Genomic DNA, 18357 nt, shown 5'->3' with positions numbered 1-18357 from the left:
TGTATAAATATATAATATAGTAATAAAGCGTCTTTTCGACAAATCTCATTAATTGTGGACAACAATTTACACAAGCTGTTTATAAACTTTCCACATGTTATCCACAGACTGTGGATAATGGGATTTTACACATTCGATATTAAGAGTGAAAACACAAATATAATATCAGAATAAAACTAGAGATGCAACGCTTTTTACAAACTTATCCACATAACTAATCGATTGTTGAGGAAAATTGTCCACAAGAGGCTAGGATGTGAAAAACCTGTCGATAACCAATGTGGATATTGAAGAATGGTGTCGAAATCTTATCCACAAGAAGAAAGCTATACAAGAACGAATCATGTAAAACATCCAGCGGCTGATGAAAATAGTTTGAGAAAACGAAAGGTTGCAACTAGGAGATGAAGAAGTTTCGTTATGGATCAGCTTGGACCAGCCAGAGTATTAAAATTAAAAGTACAAGGGTGGTTGACAATTTATATAGTTGGTAACTATAATTAATAAGACTGTCTTTAACTGTTATTCCTCAGGGAGGTGTCATATATGAAACGTACTTATCAACCAAATAAACGTAAACGTAGTAAAGTTCATGGTTTCCGTAGCCGTATGAGCACAGCTAATGGACGTAAAGTTCTTGCTCGCCGTCGTCGCAGAGGAAGAAAAGTATTATCAGCATAGGCCACTGAAAAATCAGTGGTTTTTTTTTTCAGAAATGGAAAATCACCATATCTATTAAAAAGAAGTATAAAAGCGATAATTGCTCGAGAAGATCGAAATTTGTTTAAAGCATTTTTGTTTTAGACATAATGATGGTGAGAATTTTGCTGAATGATAAGGAACACAATGCTCAGGCAACCTTAACCAAGCGACGATCATGTGGGGAAGGTGCCTAAGCTGGATAACCATGCGTTTTATCAGGTTCTAAACAGGAAGCAAAACATACCGGAGTGAAACAATATGAGAAGGAAATATAGAATTAAAAAAAATGAAGATTTTCAAAAAGTTTTTAAACTAGGGAAATCAATCGCAAATAGACAATTTGTTCTTTATATTTTGCAAGATCCTGAAGAACGAGAATTCCGAATTGGATTATCTGTCAGCAAGAAAATAGGCAATGCTGTTACAAGAAATCGTGTTAAGCGCTTAATTCGACAAGTATTTTTAGAAGAAAAGCATCGAATTGTAAGCGGTAAAGAGTTTATTATAATTGCAAGAAAGCCTGCTGCTGAAATGAATTATCATGAAGTGAAAAGTAGTTTAAATCACTTATTTCGCAAGGCGAAATTATACAAATCTAAATAAATGTAGAAAAATGTAGAAATTATGTTAATGAAATCTTTTGTATATAAAAGAAAATACATAATAAAAATGGTAAGATGATTATTGTGTGAAACTTTTTCTATCTTTTAACGTACTGAATGTATCTATTATTGATTAGGAGGAAAAAAGGTTTGAAGAGGCGCATACTTTTAATAACAGGGTTATTAAGTATTTTAACCCTTTTAACTGGGTGTACAGAGGTTAATGTACCGATTACAGATGAAAGCGAAGGATTCTGGAATTCGTATATCGTCTATCCATTATCGCAATTAATTACATACTTTGCTGAAATAACCGGTGATAATTATGGAGTATCCATTATTCTGGTTACAATTATCATTCGTTTAGTATTATTACCATTAATGCTTAAACAAACAAAAAGTTCAAAAGCCATGCAAGCATTACAGCCGGAAATGGCTAAACTAAGAGAAAAATATAGTTCAAAAGATCAACAAACACAGCAAAAACTTCAGCAGGAGACAATGGCTTTATTCCAAAAGCACGGTGTTAACCCTCTTGCAGGTTGTTTTCCATTAATTATTCAAATGCCAATCTTAATTGGTTTTTATCATGCGATTATGAGAACGGAAGCAATTGCTGAACATACCTTTTTATGGTTTGATCTAGGAGAAAGAGATCCATTCTTTATCTTGCCAATCGTTGCAGGGATAACAACATTCATCCAACAAAAGATGATGATGGCTGGAACGGCAAATCAAAATCCGCAAATGGCCATGATGCTTTGGTTGATGCCAATCATGATTGTCGTCTTTGCAATTAGTTTCCCTGCAGCACTGTCATTGTACTGGGTAGTCGGTAACTTATTCATGATCATTCAAACATACTTTGTAAAAGGACCTGAACTTAAGGGAGTAAAAGATGGGGGAAATAAGAAGTGAATGAGGTAACTGCTAATGGACTTACTGTCAATGAAGCAGTCGAAGAAGCACTAAAAAAATTAAAAGCAGATAGAGAAGAAGTAGAAATCATCGTAGTCGATGAAGGCAGAAAAGGTATTTTTGGGATTTTCGGGAAAAGATCGGCAACTGTTAAAGTAACTCTTATTCATGATCCAGTAAAAGAGGCTCAAAATTTTCTTTCAAACGTAATGGAGAAAATGGGGATTGATGCTCAAATTAACGTCAATCGGTCTGGGAAAATTGTTACGTTTCAACTAACAGGGGACAAGCTGGCAGTTTTAATTGGAAAAAGAGGACAAACGTTAAATTCTCTGCAGTATTTAACACAATTAGTTGCAAATCGTTACTCAAAGTATTATATACAAATTGTCGTTGATGCAGAAAATTATCGCAGTCGAAGAAAAGATACGTTAAACCAGTTAGCGGAACGACTTGCTAAACAAGCTATTCGGACCTCAAAGAATATTTCTTTAGAACCAATGCCGTCATATGAACGGAAAATTATTCATGCTGCTTTATCGAAATTTACTGAACTAAAAACCTATTCTGTTGGAGAAGAACCAAATCGACATTTGGTTATTTCACCAAAACGAAAGACCGACTCGAAATAGAGTTGGTCTTTTTTTATGGAGAAATACTGATCAAGAAGTTGAAATTTTCTATAAATCAAAAAAGGAAGATGAATATACTTTAGTGAGCAAATATTGTTATTAACATGTGGATAAGTTAAAATAAGTAGAGGATTAAAGTGGGGAAGAATGTGTTGTGGATAACTAAGGATTGTTTTACTTTCTTATAGAAGTGAAATATGTTATCTTAAAAATTTGATAATACGTATGGTAAGAAGGAAAATACTTAATATATAGATTAATGTTAAAAAAGAGAGGTGATCGTAAAAATGGAGTTAGACACAATAGCAGCCATATCTACGCCTTTAGGAGAAGGAGCAATTGCAATCGTAAGATTAAGTGGAGAGGAAGCAATCGAGATTGCGGACAAGCTTTTTAAAGCACCTACTGATAAAAGGCTAACACAAGTTGACTCCCATACGATCCATTACGGTCATATTATTGATCCAGCGACTGGGAACGTCGTTGAGGAAGTCATGGTTTCATTGATGAGGGGACCAAAAACATTTACGAGAGAACATGTTGTTGAAATAAATTGTCACGGTGGTTTAGTAACTGTTAATCGAGTATTACAATTAACGATACAAAATGGTGCACGACTTGCGGAACCAGGTGAGTTTACGAAACGTGCTTTTCTAAATGGACGTATTGATTTATCGCAAGCAGAGGCAGTAATGGATTTAATTCGTGCAAAAACAGATCGAGCAATGAATGTTGCGTTGGGGCAAATGGAAGGAAGATTATCAAAGCTTGTTCAAAAGCTTCGACAAGAAATTCTCGAGACTTTAGCACACGTTGAGGTTAATATTGATTACCCTGAATATGATGATGTCGAGGAAATGACTCATACGATGCTAATTGAAAAAGCTACTTTTGTGAAAAATGAACTAAATAAACTCCTTCAAACTTCACAACAAGGGAAAATCTTACGTGAGGGCCTGGCAACAGTCATTATCGGCAGGCCGAATGTTGGAAAATCATCGTTACTAAATAGCCTTGTTCATGAAAATAAAGCGATAGTTACCGATATTCCAGGTACAACAAGGGATGTAATCGAGGAATATGTAAATGTAAGAGGAGTTCCTCTGCGTTTAGTTGATACAGCAGGTATTCGGGAAACTGAGGATATAGTCGAACGAATTGGTGTCGAACGATCAAGAAAGGTGTTAAAAGAAGCCGATTTAATCCTTCTTGTCCTTAATTACCATGAAGAGTTATCACATGAGGATCTTCAACTTTTTGAAGCTGTAAAAGGTATGGATTTAATTGTCATTGTTAATAAAACAGATCTTGAACAACGGATTGATCTGGAAAAAGTGAAGGAACAAGCGGCTGGTAGACCTGTTGTGACAACCTCCTTATTAGAGGAAAAAGGGATTGACGAATTAGAAGAAGCGATTAGTACATTATTTTTTCAAGGGAATGTACAAAGCGGTGATTTAACATATGTATCAAATTCCCGTCATATTGCCTTATTAACAGCTGCCCAAACTTCTATTAATGATGCATTAACAGGTATTGAAGCAGGAGTTCCTATTGATATTGTTCAAATTGATTTAACACGATGCTGGGAACAGCTTGGTGAAATAATTGGTGACGCTGTTCATGAAAGCTTAATTGATCAATTATTTTCACAATTCTGTTTAGGGAAATAGATTCGGTTCGATAAGAGGCTTTGCGAAGCTTAACTGATGAAACACAGATTAATGAAAAAAATAGGAGGTTTATACATGTCTTATCATGCTGGAGATTACGATGTAATCGTAGTTGGTGCAGGCCATGCCGGATGTGAATCTGCACTTGCTTCCGCGAGAATGGGAGCAAAAACACTTGTCATTACTATTAATTTAGACATGGTGGCGTTTATGCCCTGTAATCCGTCAGTAGGCGGACCCGCAAAAGGGATCGTTGTTCGGGAAATCGATGCCCTTGGCGGAGAAATGGGAAGAAATATAGATAAAACACATATTCAAATGAGGATGTTAAATACAGGTAAGGGACCGGCTGTTAGAGCGTTACGTGCACAAGCTGATAAATTTGCATATCAGCATGAAATGAAAAAAACATTAGAAAATGAGAAAAATTTAACATTACTTCAAGGAATGGTTGATAAATTAATTGTGGAGGACGGAATTTGTAAAGGTGTTGTGACTCAAACAGGTGCTGTATATTCTGCAAAAGCTGTTGTTCTAACAACAGGTACTTTCCTAAGAGGAGAAATCATCTTAGGAGAACTTAAATATTCAAGCGGTCCGAACAACCAACAGCCTTCTATTAAATTATCTGAGCATTTACAAGAATTAGGATTTGATTTAGTCAGATTCAAAACAGGTACACCACCTCGTGTTAATAGTCATTCCATTGATTACAGCAAAACAGAAATACAACCAGGTGATGAAGTACCACGAGCATTTTCTTTCGAAACAACGAAATATATTACAGATCAGCTTCCATGCTGGTTAACATATACAAGTGAAGACACACATAAAATTATTGACAATAATCTACATCGCTCACCGATGTATTCAGGCATGATAAAGGGGACTGGCCCGCGTTATTGCCCTTCTATTGAAGATAAAGTTGTTCGTTTTAATGATAAACCTCGACATCAAATCTTTTTAGAACCTGAAGGCAGAAACACACAAGAGGTTTATGTTCAGGGGCTTTCAACTAGCTTACCAGAGGATGTTCAGCAACAAATGCTAAAAACAATACCTGGTCTTGAAAAGGTTCAAATGATGAGAGCAGGTTATGCGATTGAATATGATGCAATTGTCCCAACTCAATTATGGCCAACGCTAGAAACAAAAAACATTCCATCATTATTTACAGCAGGGCAAATTAACGGTACATCAGGATATGAGGAGGCGGCTGGCCAAGGATTAATGGCAGGTATTAATGCTGCACAAAAAGCACTTGGAAAAGAAGAAGTCATTTTAAGTAGGGCAGACGCTTATATTGGTGTTCTTATCGATGATTTAGTGACGAAAGGTACAAGTGAACCATATCGTTTATTAACATCAAGAGCAGAATATCGGTTGTTATTAAGACATGATAATGCTGACTTACGTTTAACAGAAAAAGGAAAAAAATTAGGATTAATTTCTGAAGAACGCTTTGAGAAATTCATGAATAAAAAACATGCAATTGAGCAAGAAAAAGAACGTTTAAATACGATTATTATTAAGCCAAACCAAGAAACTCAAAATTTAATTGTTTCAGTAGGCGGTAGTGAGCTTAAAGATGGTATTAGGTCTTCTGACCTATTAAAGCGTCCTGAAATGAAGTATGAACATATTCAACAACTGATACCTTCAGAAGAAGAAATTGACCCTGAAGTTGCAGAACAAATCGAAATTCAAATTAAGTATGAAGGTTATATTGAGAAGTCATTACAGCAAGTTGAGAAATTAAAGAAAATGGAAAACAAAAAAATTCCAGAAAATATTGATTATGATGCAATACATGGTTTAGCAAATGAAGCACGTCAAAAATTAAAAAATGTTAGACCATTATCAGTTGCGCAAGCATCTCGTATCTCAGGGGTAAATCCTGCTGACATATCGATTCTATTGGTATATCTCGAGCAGGGAAAAATTGCGCGGGTTTCAAATCAATAAATAGAAAGGTTTTGAATATGGATAAAGCATTATTTCAGTCAAGTCTTGCAGATAAAGGAATTATCCTTTCTCAGCAGCAAATGGATCAATTTGATTTATATTTCAATTTGCTAGTAGAATGGAACGGAAAAATGAATTTAACGTCGATAACAGAACAAAAAGAAGTTTACTTAAAGCACTTTTATGATTCTATATCGGCTGCATTTTATTTTGATTTTTCAAAACCTCTTTCTATTTGTGATGTTGGAGCAGGTGCAGGTTTTCCAAGTATACCAATAAACATTTGTTTTCCACATTTACGAGTTTCAATCGTAGACTCATTACAAAAGAGAATTAATTTCTTATCACATCTTACGAAAGAATTAGGTTTACAACATGTTCAATTATTCCATGACCGTGCTGAGACTTTTGGTCAAAAACAGGAACATCGAGAATCATTTGATGTTGTCACTGCTAGAGCTGTAGCAAGGCTTTCTGTATTAAGTGAATTATGTATACCACTAGTAAAAAAGGATGGCTACTTTATAGCCATGAAAGCAGCAGCGGCAAAAGAGGAGCTGGATGCTGGTGAGAAAGCCCTTCAAATACTAGGCGGGAAAGTTCAACATATTCACTCATTTGAATTACCCTTGGAAAATAGTGAACGGACAATTTTAGTGATCGAAAAGATAAAGGGGACACCGAAAAAGTATCCTAGAAAACCGGGGACTCCAAATAAGCTTCCGATTGAGTAAATGTTTCACATGAAACATTTACTTGAACATTTATGAATATTGCAGGAAATAATTAAACTGACAGAGAATAATATAATTGGTAGTTTTTAAAGGTGGTGTAAGTACATGAAGCATCCATTTTCTCGGTTTTTCGGTTTGGGAGAAAAAGAAGTAACAGAGCAGCAATTTAATATGGAAGAAGCGCAGGAAAAAGTAGAAATAGAAGAAGATCATAAAGAAGAGGTCAAAAAAATCCTCATAAAGGATATTGTTCCTAATCGCTTTCAACCCCGAACCGTTTTTTCTAATGAGAAAATAGAAGAATTAGCGCTAACCATTCGTACTCACGGGATTATTCAACCTATAGTTGTTCGCGAAATTGATGGGCAATTTGAGATTATTGCTGGTGAAAGACGTTGGCGAGCTGTACAAACTTTAGGTTGGGATGATATACCTGCAATTGTTAAGGATTTTAATGATACGGAAACAGCAAGTGTTGCTCTCATCGAAAATCTCCAGAGAGAAGAGTTAACATCAATTGAAGAAGCTGTTGCATATTCAAGACTTCTTGAATTGCATAATCTTACACAGGAAGCTTTAGCTCAGCGTCTTGGAAAAGGGCAATCAACAATAGCGAACAAGCTGCGCTTATTAAAACTCCCACAAGAGGTACAGGATGCCTTGCTCAAGAAAGAAATAACAGAGCGACATGCACGAGCACTAATTCCACTAAAAAACCATGAGCTACAACTAAAATTATTAGAAGAGATTATTGAAAAACAACTAAATGTTAAACAAACAGAAGATCGAGTTGTTAGGCTCTTGGATAAAGATATTGTGAAACCGAAACCTAAACGAAAAGCATTTAGTAGGGATACTCGAATTGCAATGAATACAATTCGTCAATCCTTATCAATGGTAGAAGACAGCGGTGTTAAGCTAAATACAGAAGAAGAAGAATTTGATGAATATATTCAACTTACGATAAAAATACCTAAATAATAGGTAATGTTTATTTTATATACTTTTACTTATATAGATTGATTTCATACTGGATTTATACGATATTCAGAATATAGTAGAATGAGAGAGGGCCTGACATAATGTGTCAGGCCTTTTTCCTATTTAAAAATGTTTATTCCTGCCCATTAATAATAGAAAATATCAATTTGTAAATCGAATTTCCCTAAATTCGACTAAATAGTAGAAATCATAAAAAAGTAAATCTTTTCTATACTTTTTCATGATAAAATAAAAAATGATAAGAACAGAAATATTTTATTATGATTATTTTCCATAATCAATTCTAGTAGTAATAGAGTTTTTATTAATGAAAGCAGGTGGCATCGTGGGGAAAATCATTGCAATTGCAAACCAAAAAGGTGGAGTTGGAAAAACGACGACATCTGTAAATTTAGGTGCTTGCTTAGCATACATCGGTAAACGGGTGCTTCTCGTCGATGTTGACCCACAAGGTAATGCAACAAGCGGTATAGGTATTGAAAAGGCAGATGTGGAACATTGCATATATGATATTTTAGTCGATGATGTTGATGTAAAGGAAGTCATTAAGCCTACTGCTGTCGAAAATTTAGATATTATTCCTGCAACGATTCAGTTAGCAGGTGCAGAGATAGAGCTTGTGCCGACCATTTCTCGTGAAGTCAGACTAAAGAGGGCATTAGAAACCGTTAAACATCATTATGATTATATGATTATTGATTGTCCGCCATCATTAGGCTTACTGACAATCAATGCATTAACTGCATCTGATGCCGTATTGATACCTGTACAATGCGAGTACTATGCATTAGAAGGGCTAAGCCAGCTATTAAGTACAGTTCGTCTTGTACAGAAACATTTGAATACGGAGTTAATGATTGAGGGAGTTCTATTAACGATGTTAGATGCTAGAACAAACTTAGGGATTCAAGTCATTGACGAAGTAAAGAAATATTTTCAGGATAAGGTTTATCATACGATTATTCCGAGAAATATCCGTTTAAGTGAAGCACCAAGTCATGGTCAACCAATTATTATTTACGATCCAAGGTCTAGAGGCGCGGAAGTTTATTTAGAATTGGCAAAGGAAGTGGTTGTAAATGGCTAGAGGTTTAGGAAAAGGAATTAATGCTTTATTCTCAAACATAGAGGCAGGGCAGGAGGAAACGGTTCAAGAGATTAATATAAACGATATTCGCCCGAACCCCTATCAACCTCGGAAAACCTTTGAACAGGAAGCAATTAATGAACTGAAAGAATCTATTTTACAACATGGCATTTTACAACCAATTATTGTTCGGAAAAGTATAAAGGGATATGAAATTGTTGTTGGAGAACGGCGATTTCGTGCAGCTAAAGAGGCAAAGTTAACGGTCATACCAGCTGTAACTAGAGAATTAACAGAACAGCAAATGATGGAATTAGCCCTTTTAGAGAATTTACAACGTGAGGACCTTAACCCAATTGAAGAAGCTCAGGCTTATCAGACGTTAATGGAGAAACTTAACTTTACCCAAGAAGCGTTAGCAAAGCGTTTAGGTAAAAGTAGGCCCCATATTGCCAACCATATTAGACTATTAACTTTACCAAAACAGATCCAGCAGCTTATTACAGAAGGTCATTTATCAATGGGACATGGTCGTACTCTGCTTGGATTAAAGAAAAAAGATCATCTGAAGCCACTTGTCGAAAAAATTATTCGTGAACAGTTAAATGTCCGACAAGTGGAATTAATTGTTCAACAGTTAAATGATAAAGTTTCACGTGAAACGAAAAAGAATAAGCCGGAAAAAGATGTTTTTCTAAAAGAACGAGAAACCTATTTACAGGAGTATTTTGGTACATCCGTTACGATAAAAAAACAAAAGAAAAAAGGGAAAATTGAAATTGAATTCTTCTCTCAGGAGGATCTTGAACGCATTTTAGAATTACTGAATGCACAACAATCTTCTTAACGAAGATATTTTTTCCTACAGGACTGGCTCTTAAGGAGTCAGTCTTTTTATAATGGTAATCGTAATTTTTCATGAAAAGAAAGGCGGAAGAGGATTGGTTTTATTTGGAAGTGCTGTGAATGCAGTAGGAATCATTATAGGTACAATTATTGGTTTACTGCTTAGGAAAATACCTGAGCAAATGAAACAAACAGTCATGTCTGCAATAGGTCTTGCTGTTGTTGTGCTTGGTTTAGATATGGCCTTATCGAGTGATAATTTTTTTATTGTGATAATTAGTTTGATAGTAGGTACTGTAATTGGTGAGTTACTTCGTCTAGAGGATGGTTTACAGCAAATTGGTCATATGCTTGAACGTAAACTCGGTCGGTCTCAAAGCGGAAATATAACACAAGGTTTTGTTACCGCAACATTAATTTTCGTCGTTGGTGCAATGGCTATCGTGGGTGCTCTTGATAGTGGATTAAGGCAGGATCATGCTATTCTTTTAACAAAATCAATGATTGACGGCTTTACGAGCATTGTGTTAGCAAGCACACTTGGAGTCGGGGTATTATTATCAGCAATACCTGTATTTTTATACCAAGGTGGTATTGCAATATTTGCGAATGTTATTCATCAATTTCTGTCAGATTCATTGTTGGAGCTATTAATTGCTGAGTTAACTGCAACAGGAGGAGTACTAATTTTTGGAATTGGTATTAACATGCTTGGTATTAAACAAATTCGTGTTGCCAATTTACTACCAAGTATCATCGTTGTTACCATCATTGTTCTAGTGCAATACCATTATTAAATGGTTCTTTAAACGTAAGCTCGCTTATTCCATCCCTGATCAGGGATGGAATTTATTTTTCTTTAAAAATTTTAAAGGGAGAATAAGAGATCTGTAAAGGGTTGAAGGCTTAGTGCACAATGAATCTCTTTTTGCAAAGTCGCATTCAATTAGAGCATTGTTTTTATATGAAAGCTTAGTGTATAGCAGAATCTTGGTCATCCTTTAACCAATCTTTTCGAAAGGATTGTCGTTTTTCTATATATTTTTTTTCTGCTTCAATTACTCCTTTTGAAATAATCGTAGCCATATTCATAACAAGGTGCAGGCGAGTATTCTGTAAAACTAAAAACTCCATAAAACCACTAACATTTACGATTCCTGTAATATGCATATTACCTACAGCAGGAAGTTCCTTATTTACACCAGCACCAGGCTTAATGGCTCCTTCAGCAACTTGGATATAACCGACGCTTTTAAATCTCCCTAAGCATGCATCAATAGCAATAATAAAAGGATTACGGTGTTTCTCTTTAATAAATTTCATTGTTTCTTCTAAATTAACTGCGTGTACAGGATCTTTCAACGTACCATATACATGGAAGTGTGATAATTCATCTTTTATATTAAAACCTATTAAAGGACCTAAACAATCTCCTGTTGAACGATCTGTTCCAATGCATACAATGACAATTGGTTTAATATTTAGTTTTGGCATGTTTTCAATAATCATATTTGCTAAGTGCTGGATTGCTTGTTCATCTTCATAATAAATTCGTTCTTGTATTTTAGATGAATGAAAAAGTCCTGATTTTAGATTCATAGATTTCACTCCCACAACATAGTAGTAACAGTATACGGAGGAAAGGGTATTTCTATACATGCATGTTGTAATTAGGACAGCCTTAAGAGGTGAGAAAAGGTGAATTCAGGATTAAAATGGATGTTTTTAATCTTAGGTACAATTATTGGAGCAGGTTATGCATCAGGTAGGGAATTATGGCAATTTTTTGGGTTTGAAAGCGGACTGGCTATTGCTATTTTCACTGTGATTTTTATTATAGCTGTATATGTCATTATGAAAATAAGTTATGAAGAGAAATCGAATCATTTTTTCCCTGTGTTAGAGAGGTTAATTGGCAAAAAACTTTCATATGTATATGATGTTTTAATTATCTTGTATTTATTTAGTACAACAGTTGTCATGTTAGCAGGTGGTGGGGCTACACTTGAGGCATTTTCCGTCCCTTATTGGGGAGGGATCATCATTATTTCCGTTCTAGTCGTGCTTCTCTTTTTTAGTGATACAAATGGAATTATTAGACTTAATGCAGTGATCATTCCACTACTAATCGTAGGTTTGTGTTATGCTTTATTGTCATTTAATTTCTCAAGTCATCATTCTTGGGTTGTCGATTTGACAAAGCAATATAATTGGCCGGCCGCCTTTACCTTTACATCGTTAAATATTTTACCCTTAATTGCGGTTCTATCCGCAATTGGCAAGGAAATAAAGAGCCTGAAAGAAGCAAAAGTCGCTAGTATAGGAAGCGGTATTTTGTTAGGTGCGATTTCTTTTATTTACAATGAATCATTGGTGCAAATGGCAGATTATCTTACTGAATATGAAATTCCATTGTTTGCAATTTTAAATGGATCACCATTTGCGGTATTCTTATTTATGTCGATTATGCTTTGGTTTGCCATATATACGACAGCGGTTTCTGGAATATTTGGACTAGCATCAAGATTCAAGCACATGACAAACTTACCATTTTGGTTTATGGCATGCGTCTTAATCTTACTAATGATTCCCTTTACAAGATTTGGCTTTGCAAACCTTGTTGCCATTTTATACCCAATTTACGGATTGATTAATCTATATCTGCTTATGACCATCCTGCTTTTTCCATTATTAGATCGCTTTAAAACTCGGTAAATCCTTGATAAAATACATGAAAAGGCTGACTTAACAAATGTCCTTTTAATGGATGAAAGGATATTATTTGCCTGAGTCAGCCTTGTTTTTGTTTGAACAAAGTCCATACGGTATTATTTTATCGCGTTTAAACGAAAGATATAAAAGTCCATTTCCAATTAGGTATTCTTCTGCTTACTAGGGGTACTTATAGAGTATAATAGGTTTTGAAAATAGTATGATACATAAAAAAAACAGTTATTTAGAAAAAGGTGATAAGATTGAAAATACTTGAAGATATGTGGAATCAAGCTTATGAGTACATCACAAATGTTGAATTATGGATTAATTTAGGACAAGGGTTATTAAAAATCTTTTTGATTATGTTTATTTCAACAATCTTTATTCGAATTGGTAAACTTGCTATTGGGAAGATCTTTTTCTTCCGCGGAAAATCACCTCTGCGTATTTCAGAAAGAAGGGAAAATACGCTTGCAAAGCTATTGGAAAATATCTTAACGTACGTCGTCTACTTTATAGCTATTGTTATGGTTTTAGAGGCAATGACCATTAATGTGGGGGCATTGCTTGCAGGTGCTGGAATCGTAGGACTTGCAGTAGGGTTTGGAGCACAAAGTTTGGTGAAGGATATCATTACAGGATTTTTCATTATTTTTGAAGATCAGTTCTCTGTAGGGGACCATATACGAGTTGCTTCTTTCGAAGGGACTGTGGAAGAAATTGGTCTAAGGACAACAAAGATTAAAAATTGGACAGGCGAGCTGCATATATTACCAAATGGCAGTATTACTGAAGTAACGAACTTCTCTATTCATAATAGTATGGCTGTTGTTGATATTAGTATCTCATATGAAACAGATATACCAGAAGCAGAACGTATCGTCCAGGAATTACTCAACGAGGTTGCAGATAAATACGAGGAAATTGTTACTCCTCCTGAATTACTTGGTATTCAAAACTTAGCGGCATCAGAGGTTATTTTACGCGTTGTTTGTGAAGTACAACCAATGAGTCATTTTAAAATTTCACGATTGCTGCGAAAAGATATTAAACTGCGTTTAGATGAACACGGAATTGAAATACCATATCCAAAAATGGTGATGTACAACAGAAAAGAACAAGTTGGGTAAGAGTGGAGGTTAACACATGATTGAAAAGGAATACGGTTTAAATGATGTTGTTGAAATGAAAAAACAACACCCTTGCGGAACAAACCGCTGGAAAATTATCCGTATGGGAATGGATATAAGAATTAAGTGTGAGGGATGTGACCATAGTGTGTTAATCCCTCGCAAGGAATTTTCCCGCAAGATGAAAAAGATACTTGTTAAACACGAAGAAACAAGTGAATAGGCTGAGGGGATAAAAGATGAAACAAGTATTTAAATCATCCTGTTCGTTAAACTGTTGGGATAGTTGCGGTTTCGAAGTCACTGTTGAAGATGGGAAAGTGATAAAAGTTGATGGTGATAAAGAGCATCCTATTACCAAAGGGAAAATTTGTGGCCGCGGAAGAATGCTTGAGACAAAGACAAATTCCAATGAACGGTTAACAGCACCGTTAAAAAAAGTGAATGGTAAGTTCATTGAAGTTTCTTGGAAGCAGGCTCTCGACGAAATTGCTGACAAAATGAGAGAGCTTAAGAAAAACTTTGGAACGACCTCTGTCTTACATAGTCATGATTATGCGAATAATGGACTGCTGAAAAATCTTGATAAACGGTTTTTTAATTGTTATGGCGGAATTACAAATTTAGTCGGCAGCATTTGCTGGGGGTCTGGAATTGAAGCCCAAACATGGGATTTTGGCAGCTCAAATAGCCATGCACCAGATGATATTTTTCATAGTAAGCATATAGTCATCTGGGGCAGAAATGTCGCTAGAACGAATATGCACTTATTTCATTATTTACAAGAGGCGAAAAAAAGAGGAACAAGTATAACAGTCATTGATCCTATTTATAACGCTACTGCTAAAATAGCTGATCGCTATATATCCGTTAAGCCAGGAATGGATGGATTTGCAGCAATTGGTATTATGAAGGAAATAATAAATAGTCATAAACAAGATCAACATTTTATTGATAACTACACAGTAGGCTATCAAGATCTTTTATCATTACTAAATCAGATAAATATGGATGACATCCTGACCAAGTGTGAGATCTCAGAAGAGGAGATAAAGTATTTAGCTTCTATTTATCATAATGGACCCACCTCTACCTTTTTAGGACTTGGTATGCAGAGGTATGCGAATGGCGGAAATACGATTCGATTAATTGATGCTCTCGTTGCAATTAGCGGAAATATAGGTATTCCAGGTGGCGGTGCCAATTTTGGAAATCTGCAGGTCGGGAAAAGTTTTAATGTAGATGCTCTTTCTTTGCCGCATTTACAAATGACATCAAGACAATTTTCAATGATGAACCAGGCTGAGGGGATTTTAGAGGCGAAAAATCCAGAGATTAAAATGATTTTTGTTACTTGTGGGAATCCACTTGCACAGGTCCCGAATTCTTCTAAGGTGAAGCAAGCATTTGAATCTGTCGATACACTTGTTGTTGTTGATCACTTTTTAACAGATACTGCTGAATTAGCTAATTATGTCCTTCCAACGACAACAGTATTTGAAGAAGAAGATATTTATTATGCATCAATGTATCATCATGTGATGAATTATGGAGCACAGCTTGTTGAACCGCCTGGAGAAGCAAAATCTGATTTATGGATATGGACTCAATTAGCAGAACGATTAGGTTTTGCAGAAGCATTTTACTTTTCGCGAACGCAGTTTTTAGAAATGGGACTTTCCCATTTAACACAATATGGAATTACTCTCGAACGCCTTAAAGAAGAAAAGCGGATCGCTCTGCCAGTTCAATTTGTTCCATGGGAAAATAAACAGTTTTTAACACCTAGTGGAAAATTTGAATTTACTTCTGCATTTGCTACTGAAAAAGGGTATGAGGGTAAGCCGCAGTACTTGCCGCCAAAAGAATCTGTTTTGACAAATCCTTCATTAGCAAAGAAATATCCATACCAACTATTGTCCATACATCCTTTAAGATCAAATCATTCTCAGCACTATTTCCTTATCGATGCTTTAAAGAAGGTTAGAATTGAAGTATCTGAAGATATCGCTAAAGAGAAAAATTTAGCAGAAAATGAAGCTGTCACAATTTATAATGATCGAGGAAGGCTGTCTGGGACAGTGAAGATTATGAAAAGAGCCCATCCTAAAACGATTAATGTTGATGAAGGACAATGGCATAAGTTTGGTGGTTCGGTTAATTTACTTACACCTGATGATCAATCAGATAATGGTCAAGGCAGTATTTTATTCGATTGTTTAGTCAACATTGAGAAAACAAATGAAAACTAAGTACAAAGGAGAGCCAAAAATGGTTCTTCTTTTTTATTTAGAAGGATAAATTTTTAACCCATCTATTAGTATTTAGCTATAAACCTTGTTCACATCGTGGATAAGGTAAAATAAGGCGCTTTTGCATTTCGTATGACTTGCTTGTTTTTTAAGTCATTACTATCTATAATTGTTGAAGGTTGGTAAGAATTCGGACAAAATTGTTTGTATGAAGGAAAGGGGCCGAAACCCGCTTAACTCACTCATACTTTCCAAATTTAATTACAAATAGACTAGTTTCGAACAAATAACTTATTTAAAGCTAACGTCCATCGCAACTAAATGTTGGGTTTAGTAAAAAAGCGGTGATAAGTATAGTAGCTTTCTATAAAGATAGAGGAGTGGAAATATGGCATTAACTGCTGGTATTGTAGGTCTTCCAAACGTTGGGAAATCAACGTTATTTAATGCAATTACACAAGCTGGTGCAGAATCAGCAAACTATCCATTTTGTACAATTGATCCTAACGTAGGAATTGTAGAAGTACCTGATGAGCGATTACAAAAATTAACAGAGCTTGTAAAACCTAAAAAAACAGTTCCAACAGCGTTTGAATTTACGGATATCGCTGGAATTGTTAAAGGAGCAAGTAAAGGTGAGGGCTTAGGAAATAAGTTCCTTTCACATATTCGTCAAGTAGATGCAATTTGTCATGTTGTTCGTTGTTTCGCAGATGATAATATTACACATGTATCTGGGAAAGTTGACCCAATCTCTGATATTGAAACGATTAATCTTGAGTTGATTTTAGCTGACTTGGAAACAGTTGATAAGCGTATTGACCGAGTGGCAAAGCTTGCGAAGCAAAAAGATAAAACAGCTTTATTTGAGCATGAAATTTTAGTGAAACTGAAAGATGCCTTTGAAAGTGAAAAGCCTGCACGTGCAGTCGAATTTACAGAAGAGCAAACAAAATATGTTAAACAATTACATTTATTAACAATCAAGCCGATTCTTTATGTGGCAAATGTTAGTGAAGACGAAGTGGCAGATCCGTCTGGCAATGAATATGTCCAACAGGTTCGCGAATTTGCTGCTGGAGAAAATGCAGAAGTTATCGTTGTCTGTGCGAAAATTGAATCAGAAATTGTTGAGCTTGAAGGCGAGGAAAAAGAAATGTTCCTTGAAGAGCTTGGCATTGAAGAATCTGGATTAGATCAGTTAATTAAAGCATCTTATCATCTCCTTGGATTGGCTACTTATTTCACTGCTGGTGAACAAGAGGTGCGTGCATGGACTTTCAAAAAAGGTATGAAAGCACCACAATGTGCTGGAATTATTCATACGGATTTTGAAAGAGGATTTATCCGAGCTGAAACAGTTTCTTATGATGATTTATTAGCTGCAAAGACAATGGGTGCAGCACGTGAAGCAGGTAAAGTTCGTTTAGAAGGTAAAGAATACATTGTCCAAGATGGAGATGTTATACATTTCCGATTTAATGTTTAAACAGCATTTACAGCATCCGAAGTTAAACGGGTGCTTGCGCATTAAAAGGTAAAATATAATATAAATTTTAACCTAGTATTGTGTCTAGCTCCAGCACCCAGCGACTAGTGTACTTCACACTCCTTATACGCTAAGTCAACATCGAATCGCTAACGCTCTTCGTTTCCTTTATCTCATACGGAGTGCTCCAGTCCATACGTCGCTAAACGGGTGCTTGCGCTTTTCGTTTTTTTTTAGTATAATACCTAATTGTGAGTAATTTATTTTAATTGCTCCTTGCCCATTGTGGGCCGTTTAGACCAAAAGGAGGTGTAAGATGATGAAAAAGTATGAAGTTATGTACATCATCCGTCCAAATATTGAAGATGAAGCAAAGAAAGCTTTAGTTGAGCGTTTCAACAATGTTTTATCTGATAATGGTGCGGAAGTAGCAGAAGCAAAAGAGTGGGGCAAACGTCGCCTAGCTTATGAAATCAACGATTTCCGTGACGGTTACTATATGCTTCTTCAAGTTAACGCTGAAGCTGCAGCTGTTCAAGAATTTGATCGCTTAGCTAAAATTAACGAAGATATCATTCGTCACATCGTTATTAAAAAAGAAGACAAATAA

At 35.5% G+C, this 18357-nt stretch carries 18 protein-coding genes; 17 read left to right on the top strand and 1 reads right to left on the bottom strand.

Annotated features, from left to right (window positions below; translation table 11 throughout):
- Positions 1–546: 546 nt before the first annotated feature.
- The 11 genes from rpmH to GMB29_RS26795 all read left to right on the top strand — a co-directional run bounded on the left by rpmH (position 547) and on the right by GMB29_RS26795 (position 10958).
- Positions 547–681: a 50S ribosomal protein L34 gene (rpmH, locus tag GMB29_RS26845; protein WP_026561635.1), complete on the top strand. Its 135-nt coding sequence runs from the start codon at positions 547–549 to the stop codon at positions 679–681.
- Positions 682–960: 279 nt separating this feature from the next.
- Positions 961–1305 (top strand): ribonuclease P protein component, encoded by a 345-nt coding sequence (gene rnpA, locus GMB29_RS26840; protein ID WP_136356334.1) that lies wholly within the window; start codon positions 961–963, stop codon positions 1303–1305.
- 149 nt (positions 1306–1454) lie between these two features.
- A complete protein-coding gene (gene spoIIIJ / locus GMB29_RS26835) occupies positions 1455–2222 on the top strand; it encodes a YidC family membrane integrase SpoIIIJ (RefSeq protein ID WP_235883164.1) in 768 nt (255 codons plus the stop codon).
- Entirely contained in the window at positions 2219–2854 is a 636-nt protein-coding gene (gene jag, locus GMB29_RS26830; protein WP_136356330.1) for an RNA-binding cell elongation regulator Jag/EloR, read from the top strand. The genes spoIIIJ and jag overlap by 4 nt, the downstream gene beginning before the upstream one ends.
- A gap of 287 nt (positions 2855–3141) precedes the next feature.
- The gene (gene mnmE, locus GMB29_RS26825) at positions 3142–4527 is read left to right on the top strand and encodes a tRNA uridine-5-carboxymethylaminomethyl(34) synthesis GTPase MnmE (protein ID WP_136356328.1); all 1386 of its coding nucleotides are present in this window, start codon (positions 3142–3144) and stop codon (positions 4525–4527) included.
- 75 nt (positions 4528–4602) lie between these two features.
- Positions 4603–6492 carry a tRNA uridine-5-carboxymethylaminomethyl(34) synthesis enzyme MnmG gene (mnmG, locus tag GMB29_RS26820; RefSeq protein WP_136356326.1) on the top strand — a complete coding sequence of 630 codons (1890 nt, stop codon included), beginning with the start codon at positions 4603–4605 and terminating at the stop codon, positions 6490–6492.
- 17 nt (positions 6493–6509) lie between these two features.
- Positions 6510–7226 (top strand): 16S rRNA (guanine(527)-N(7))-methyltransferase RsmG, encoded by a 717-nt coding sequence (gene rsmG, locus GMB29_RS26815; RefSeq protein WP_136356324.1) that lies wholly within the window; start codon positions 6510–6512, stop codon positions 7224–7226.
- Positions 7227–7331: 105 nt separating this feature from the next.
- The gene (gene noc, locus GMB29_RS26810) at positions 7332–8207 is read left to right on the top strand and encodes a nucleoid occlusion protein (protein ID WP_136356322.1); all 876 of its coding nucleotides are present in this window, start codon (positions 7332–7334) and stop codon (positions 8205–8207) included.
- A gap of 346 nt (positions 8208–8553) precedes the next feature.
- A complete protein-coding gene (locus tag GMB29_RS26805; RefSeq protein WP_136356320.1) occupies positions 8554–9315 on the top strand; it encodes a ParA family protein in 762 nt (253 codons plus the stop codon).
- Positions 9308–10162, top strand: a complete 855-nt coding sequence (locus GMB29_RS26800; protein ID WP_136356318.1) for a ParB/RepB/Spo0J family partition protein — start codon at positions 9308–9310, stop codon at positions 10160–10162. Before GMB29_RS26805 ends, GMB29_RS26800 begins: the two co-directional genes overlap by 8 nt.
- A 94-nt stretch (positions 10163–10256) precedes the next feature.
- A complete protein-coding gene (locus tag GMB29_RS26795) occupies positions 10257–10958 on the top strand; it encodes a DUF554 domain-containing protein (protein ID WP_136356375.1) in 702 nt (233 codons plus the stop codon).
- Positions 10959–11133: 175 nt separating this feature from the next.
- On the opposite strand, the gene yyaC is transcribed toward GMB29_RS26795, so the two are convergent.
- On the bottom strand, positions 11134–11760 hold the full coding sequence (gene yyaC, locus GMB29_RS26790) for a spore protease YyaC (RefSeq protein ID WP_136356316.1): 627 nt from the start codon (positions 11758–11760) through the stop codon (positions 11134–11136).
- A gap of 120 nt (positions 11761–11880) precedes the next feature.
- Between yyaC and GMB29_RS26785 the strand changes: the two genes are divergently transcribed.
- The 6 genes from GMB29_RS26785 (at position 11881) to rpsF (ending at position 18357) form a co-directional block, all read left to right on the top strand.
- The gene (locus GMB29_RS26785; RefSeq protein ID WP_136356373.1) at positions 11881–12876 is read left to right on the top strand and encodes a YkvI family membrane protein; all 996 of its coding nucleotides are present in this window, start codon (positions 11881–11883) and stop codon (positions 12874–12876) included.
- A gap of 260 nt (positions 12877–13136) precedes the next feature.
- Positions 13137–14006: a mechanosensitive ion channel family protein gene (locus GMB29_RS26780; RefSeq protein ID WP_406600301.1), complete on the top strand. Its 870-nt coding sequence runs from the start codon at positions 13137–13139 to the stop codon at positions 14004–14006.
- Between the two features lie 16 nt (positions 14007–14022).
- Positions 14023–14229, top strand: a complete 207-nt coding sequence (locus GMB29_RS26775; protein ID WP_136356314.1) for a DUF951 domain-containing protein — start codon at positions 14023–14025, stop codon at positions 14227–14229.
- A gap of 16 nt (positions 14230–14245) precedes the next feature.
- Positions 14246–16258: a molybdopterin-dependent oxidoreductase gene (locus tag GMB29_RS26770; RefSeq protein ID WP_136356312.1), complete on the top strand. Its 2013-nt coding sequence runs from the start codon at positions 14246–14248 to the stop codon at positions 16256–16258.
- 388 nt (positions 16259–16646) lie between these two features.
- The gene (gene ychF, locus GMB29_RS26765) at positions 16647–17747 is read left to right on the top strand and encodes a redox-regulated ATPase YchF (protein ID WP_136356310.1); all 1101 of its coding nucleotides are present in this window, start codon (positions 16647–16649) and stop codon (positions 17745–17747) included.
- A 319-nt stretch (positions 17748–18066) separates the two neighbouring features.
- Positions 18067–18357, top strand: a complete 291-nt coding sequence (rpsF, locus tag GMB29_RS26760) for a 30S ribosomal protein S6 (protein WP_136356308.1) — start codon at positions 18067–18069, stop codon at positions 18355–18357.

Source organism: Metabacillus sediminilitoris, from assembly GCF_009720625.1.
In the GTDB taxonomy this organism is placed as follows: domain Bacteria; phylum Bacillota; class Bacilli; order Bacillales; family Bacillaceae; genus Metabacillus; species Metabacillus sediminilitoris.
This window is presented reverse-complemented; position numbering and strand designations above follow the sequence as displayed.

What these genes read in the sequence shown, in the direction of transcription:
- rpmH (WP_026561635.1), top strand. Translation starts at nt 547, where the DNA reads ATGAAACGTACTTATCAACCAAATAAACGTAAACGTAGTAAAGTTCAT.
- yyaC (WP_136356316.1), bottom strand. Translation starts at nt 11,760, where the DNA reads ATGAATCTAAAATCAGGACTTTTTCATTCATCTAAAATACAAGAACGA.
- GMB29_RS26770 (WP_136356312.1), top strand. Translation starts at nt 14,246, where the DNA reads ATGAAACAAGTATTTAAATCATCCTGTTCGTTAAACTGTTGGGATAGT.
- ychF (WP_136356310.1), top strand. Translation starts at nt 16,647, where the DNA reads ATGGCATTAACTGCTGGTATTGTAGGTCTTCCAAACGTTGGGAAATCA.
- GMB29_RS26785 (WP_136356373.1), top strand. Translation starts at nt 11,881, where the DNA reads ATGTTTTTAATCTTAGGTACAATTATTGGAGCAGGTTATGCATCAGGT.
- rnpA (WP_136356334.1), top strand. Translation starts at nt 961, where the DNA reads ATGAGAAGGAAATATAGAATTAAAAAAAATGAAGATTTTCAAAAAGTT.
- mnmE (WP_136356328.1), top strand. Translation starts at nt 3,142, where the DNA reads ATGGAGTTAGACACAATAGCAGCCATATCTACGCCTTTAGGAGAAGGA.
- rsmG (WP_136356324.1), top strand. Translation starts at nt 6,510, where the DNA reads ATGGATAAAGCATTATTTCAGTCAAGTCTTGCAGATAAAGGAATTATC.
- GMB29_RS26800 (WP_136356318.1), top strand. Translation starts at nt 9,308, where the DNA reads ATGGCTAGAGGTTTAGGAAAAGGAATTAATGCTTTATTCTCAAACATA.
- mnmG (WP_136356326.1), top strand. Translation starts at nt 4,603, where the DNA reads ATGTCTTATCATGCTGGAGATTACGATGTAATCGTAGTTGGTGCAGGC.
- rpsF (WP_136356308.1), top strand. Translation starts at nt 18,067, where the DNA reads ATGAAAAAGTATGAAGTTATGTACATCATCCGTCCAAATATTGAAGAT.
- noc (WP_136356322.1), top strand. Translation starts at nt 7,332, where the DNA reads ATGAAGCATCCATTTTCTCGGTTTTTCGGTTTGGGAGAAAAAGAAGTA.
- GMB29_RS26775 (WP_136356314.1), top strand. Translation starts at nt 14,023, where the DNA reads ATGATTGAAAAGGAATACGGTTTAAATGATGTTGTTGAAATGAAAAAA.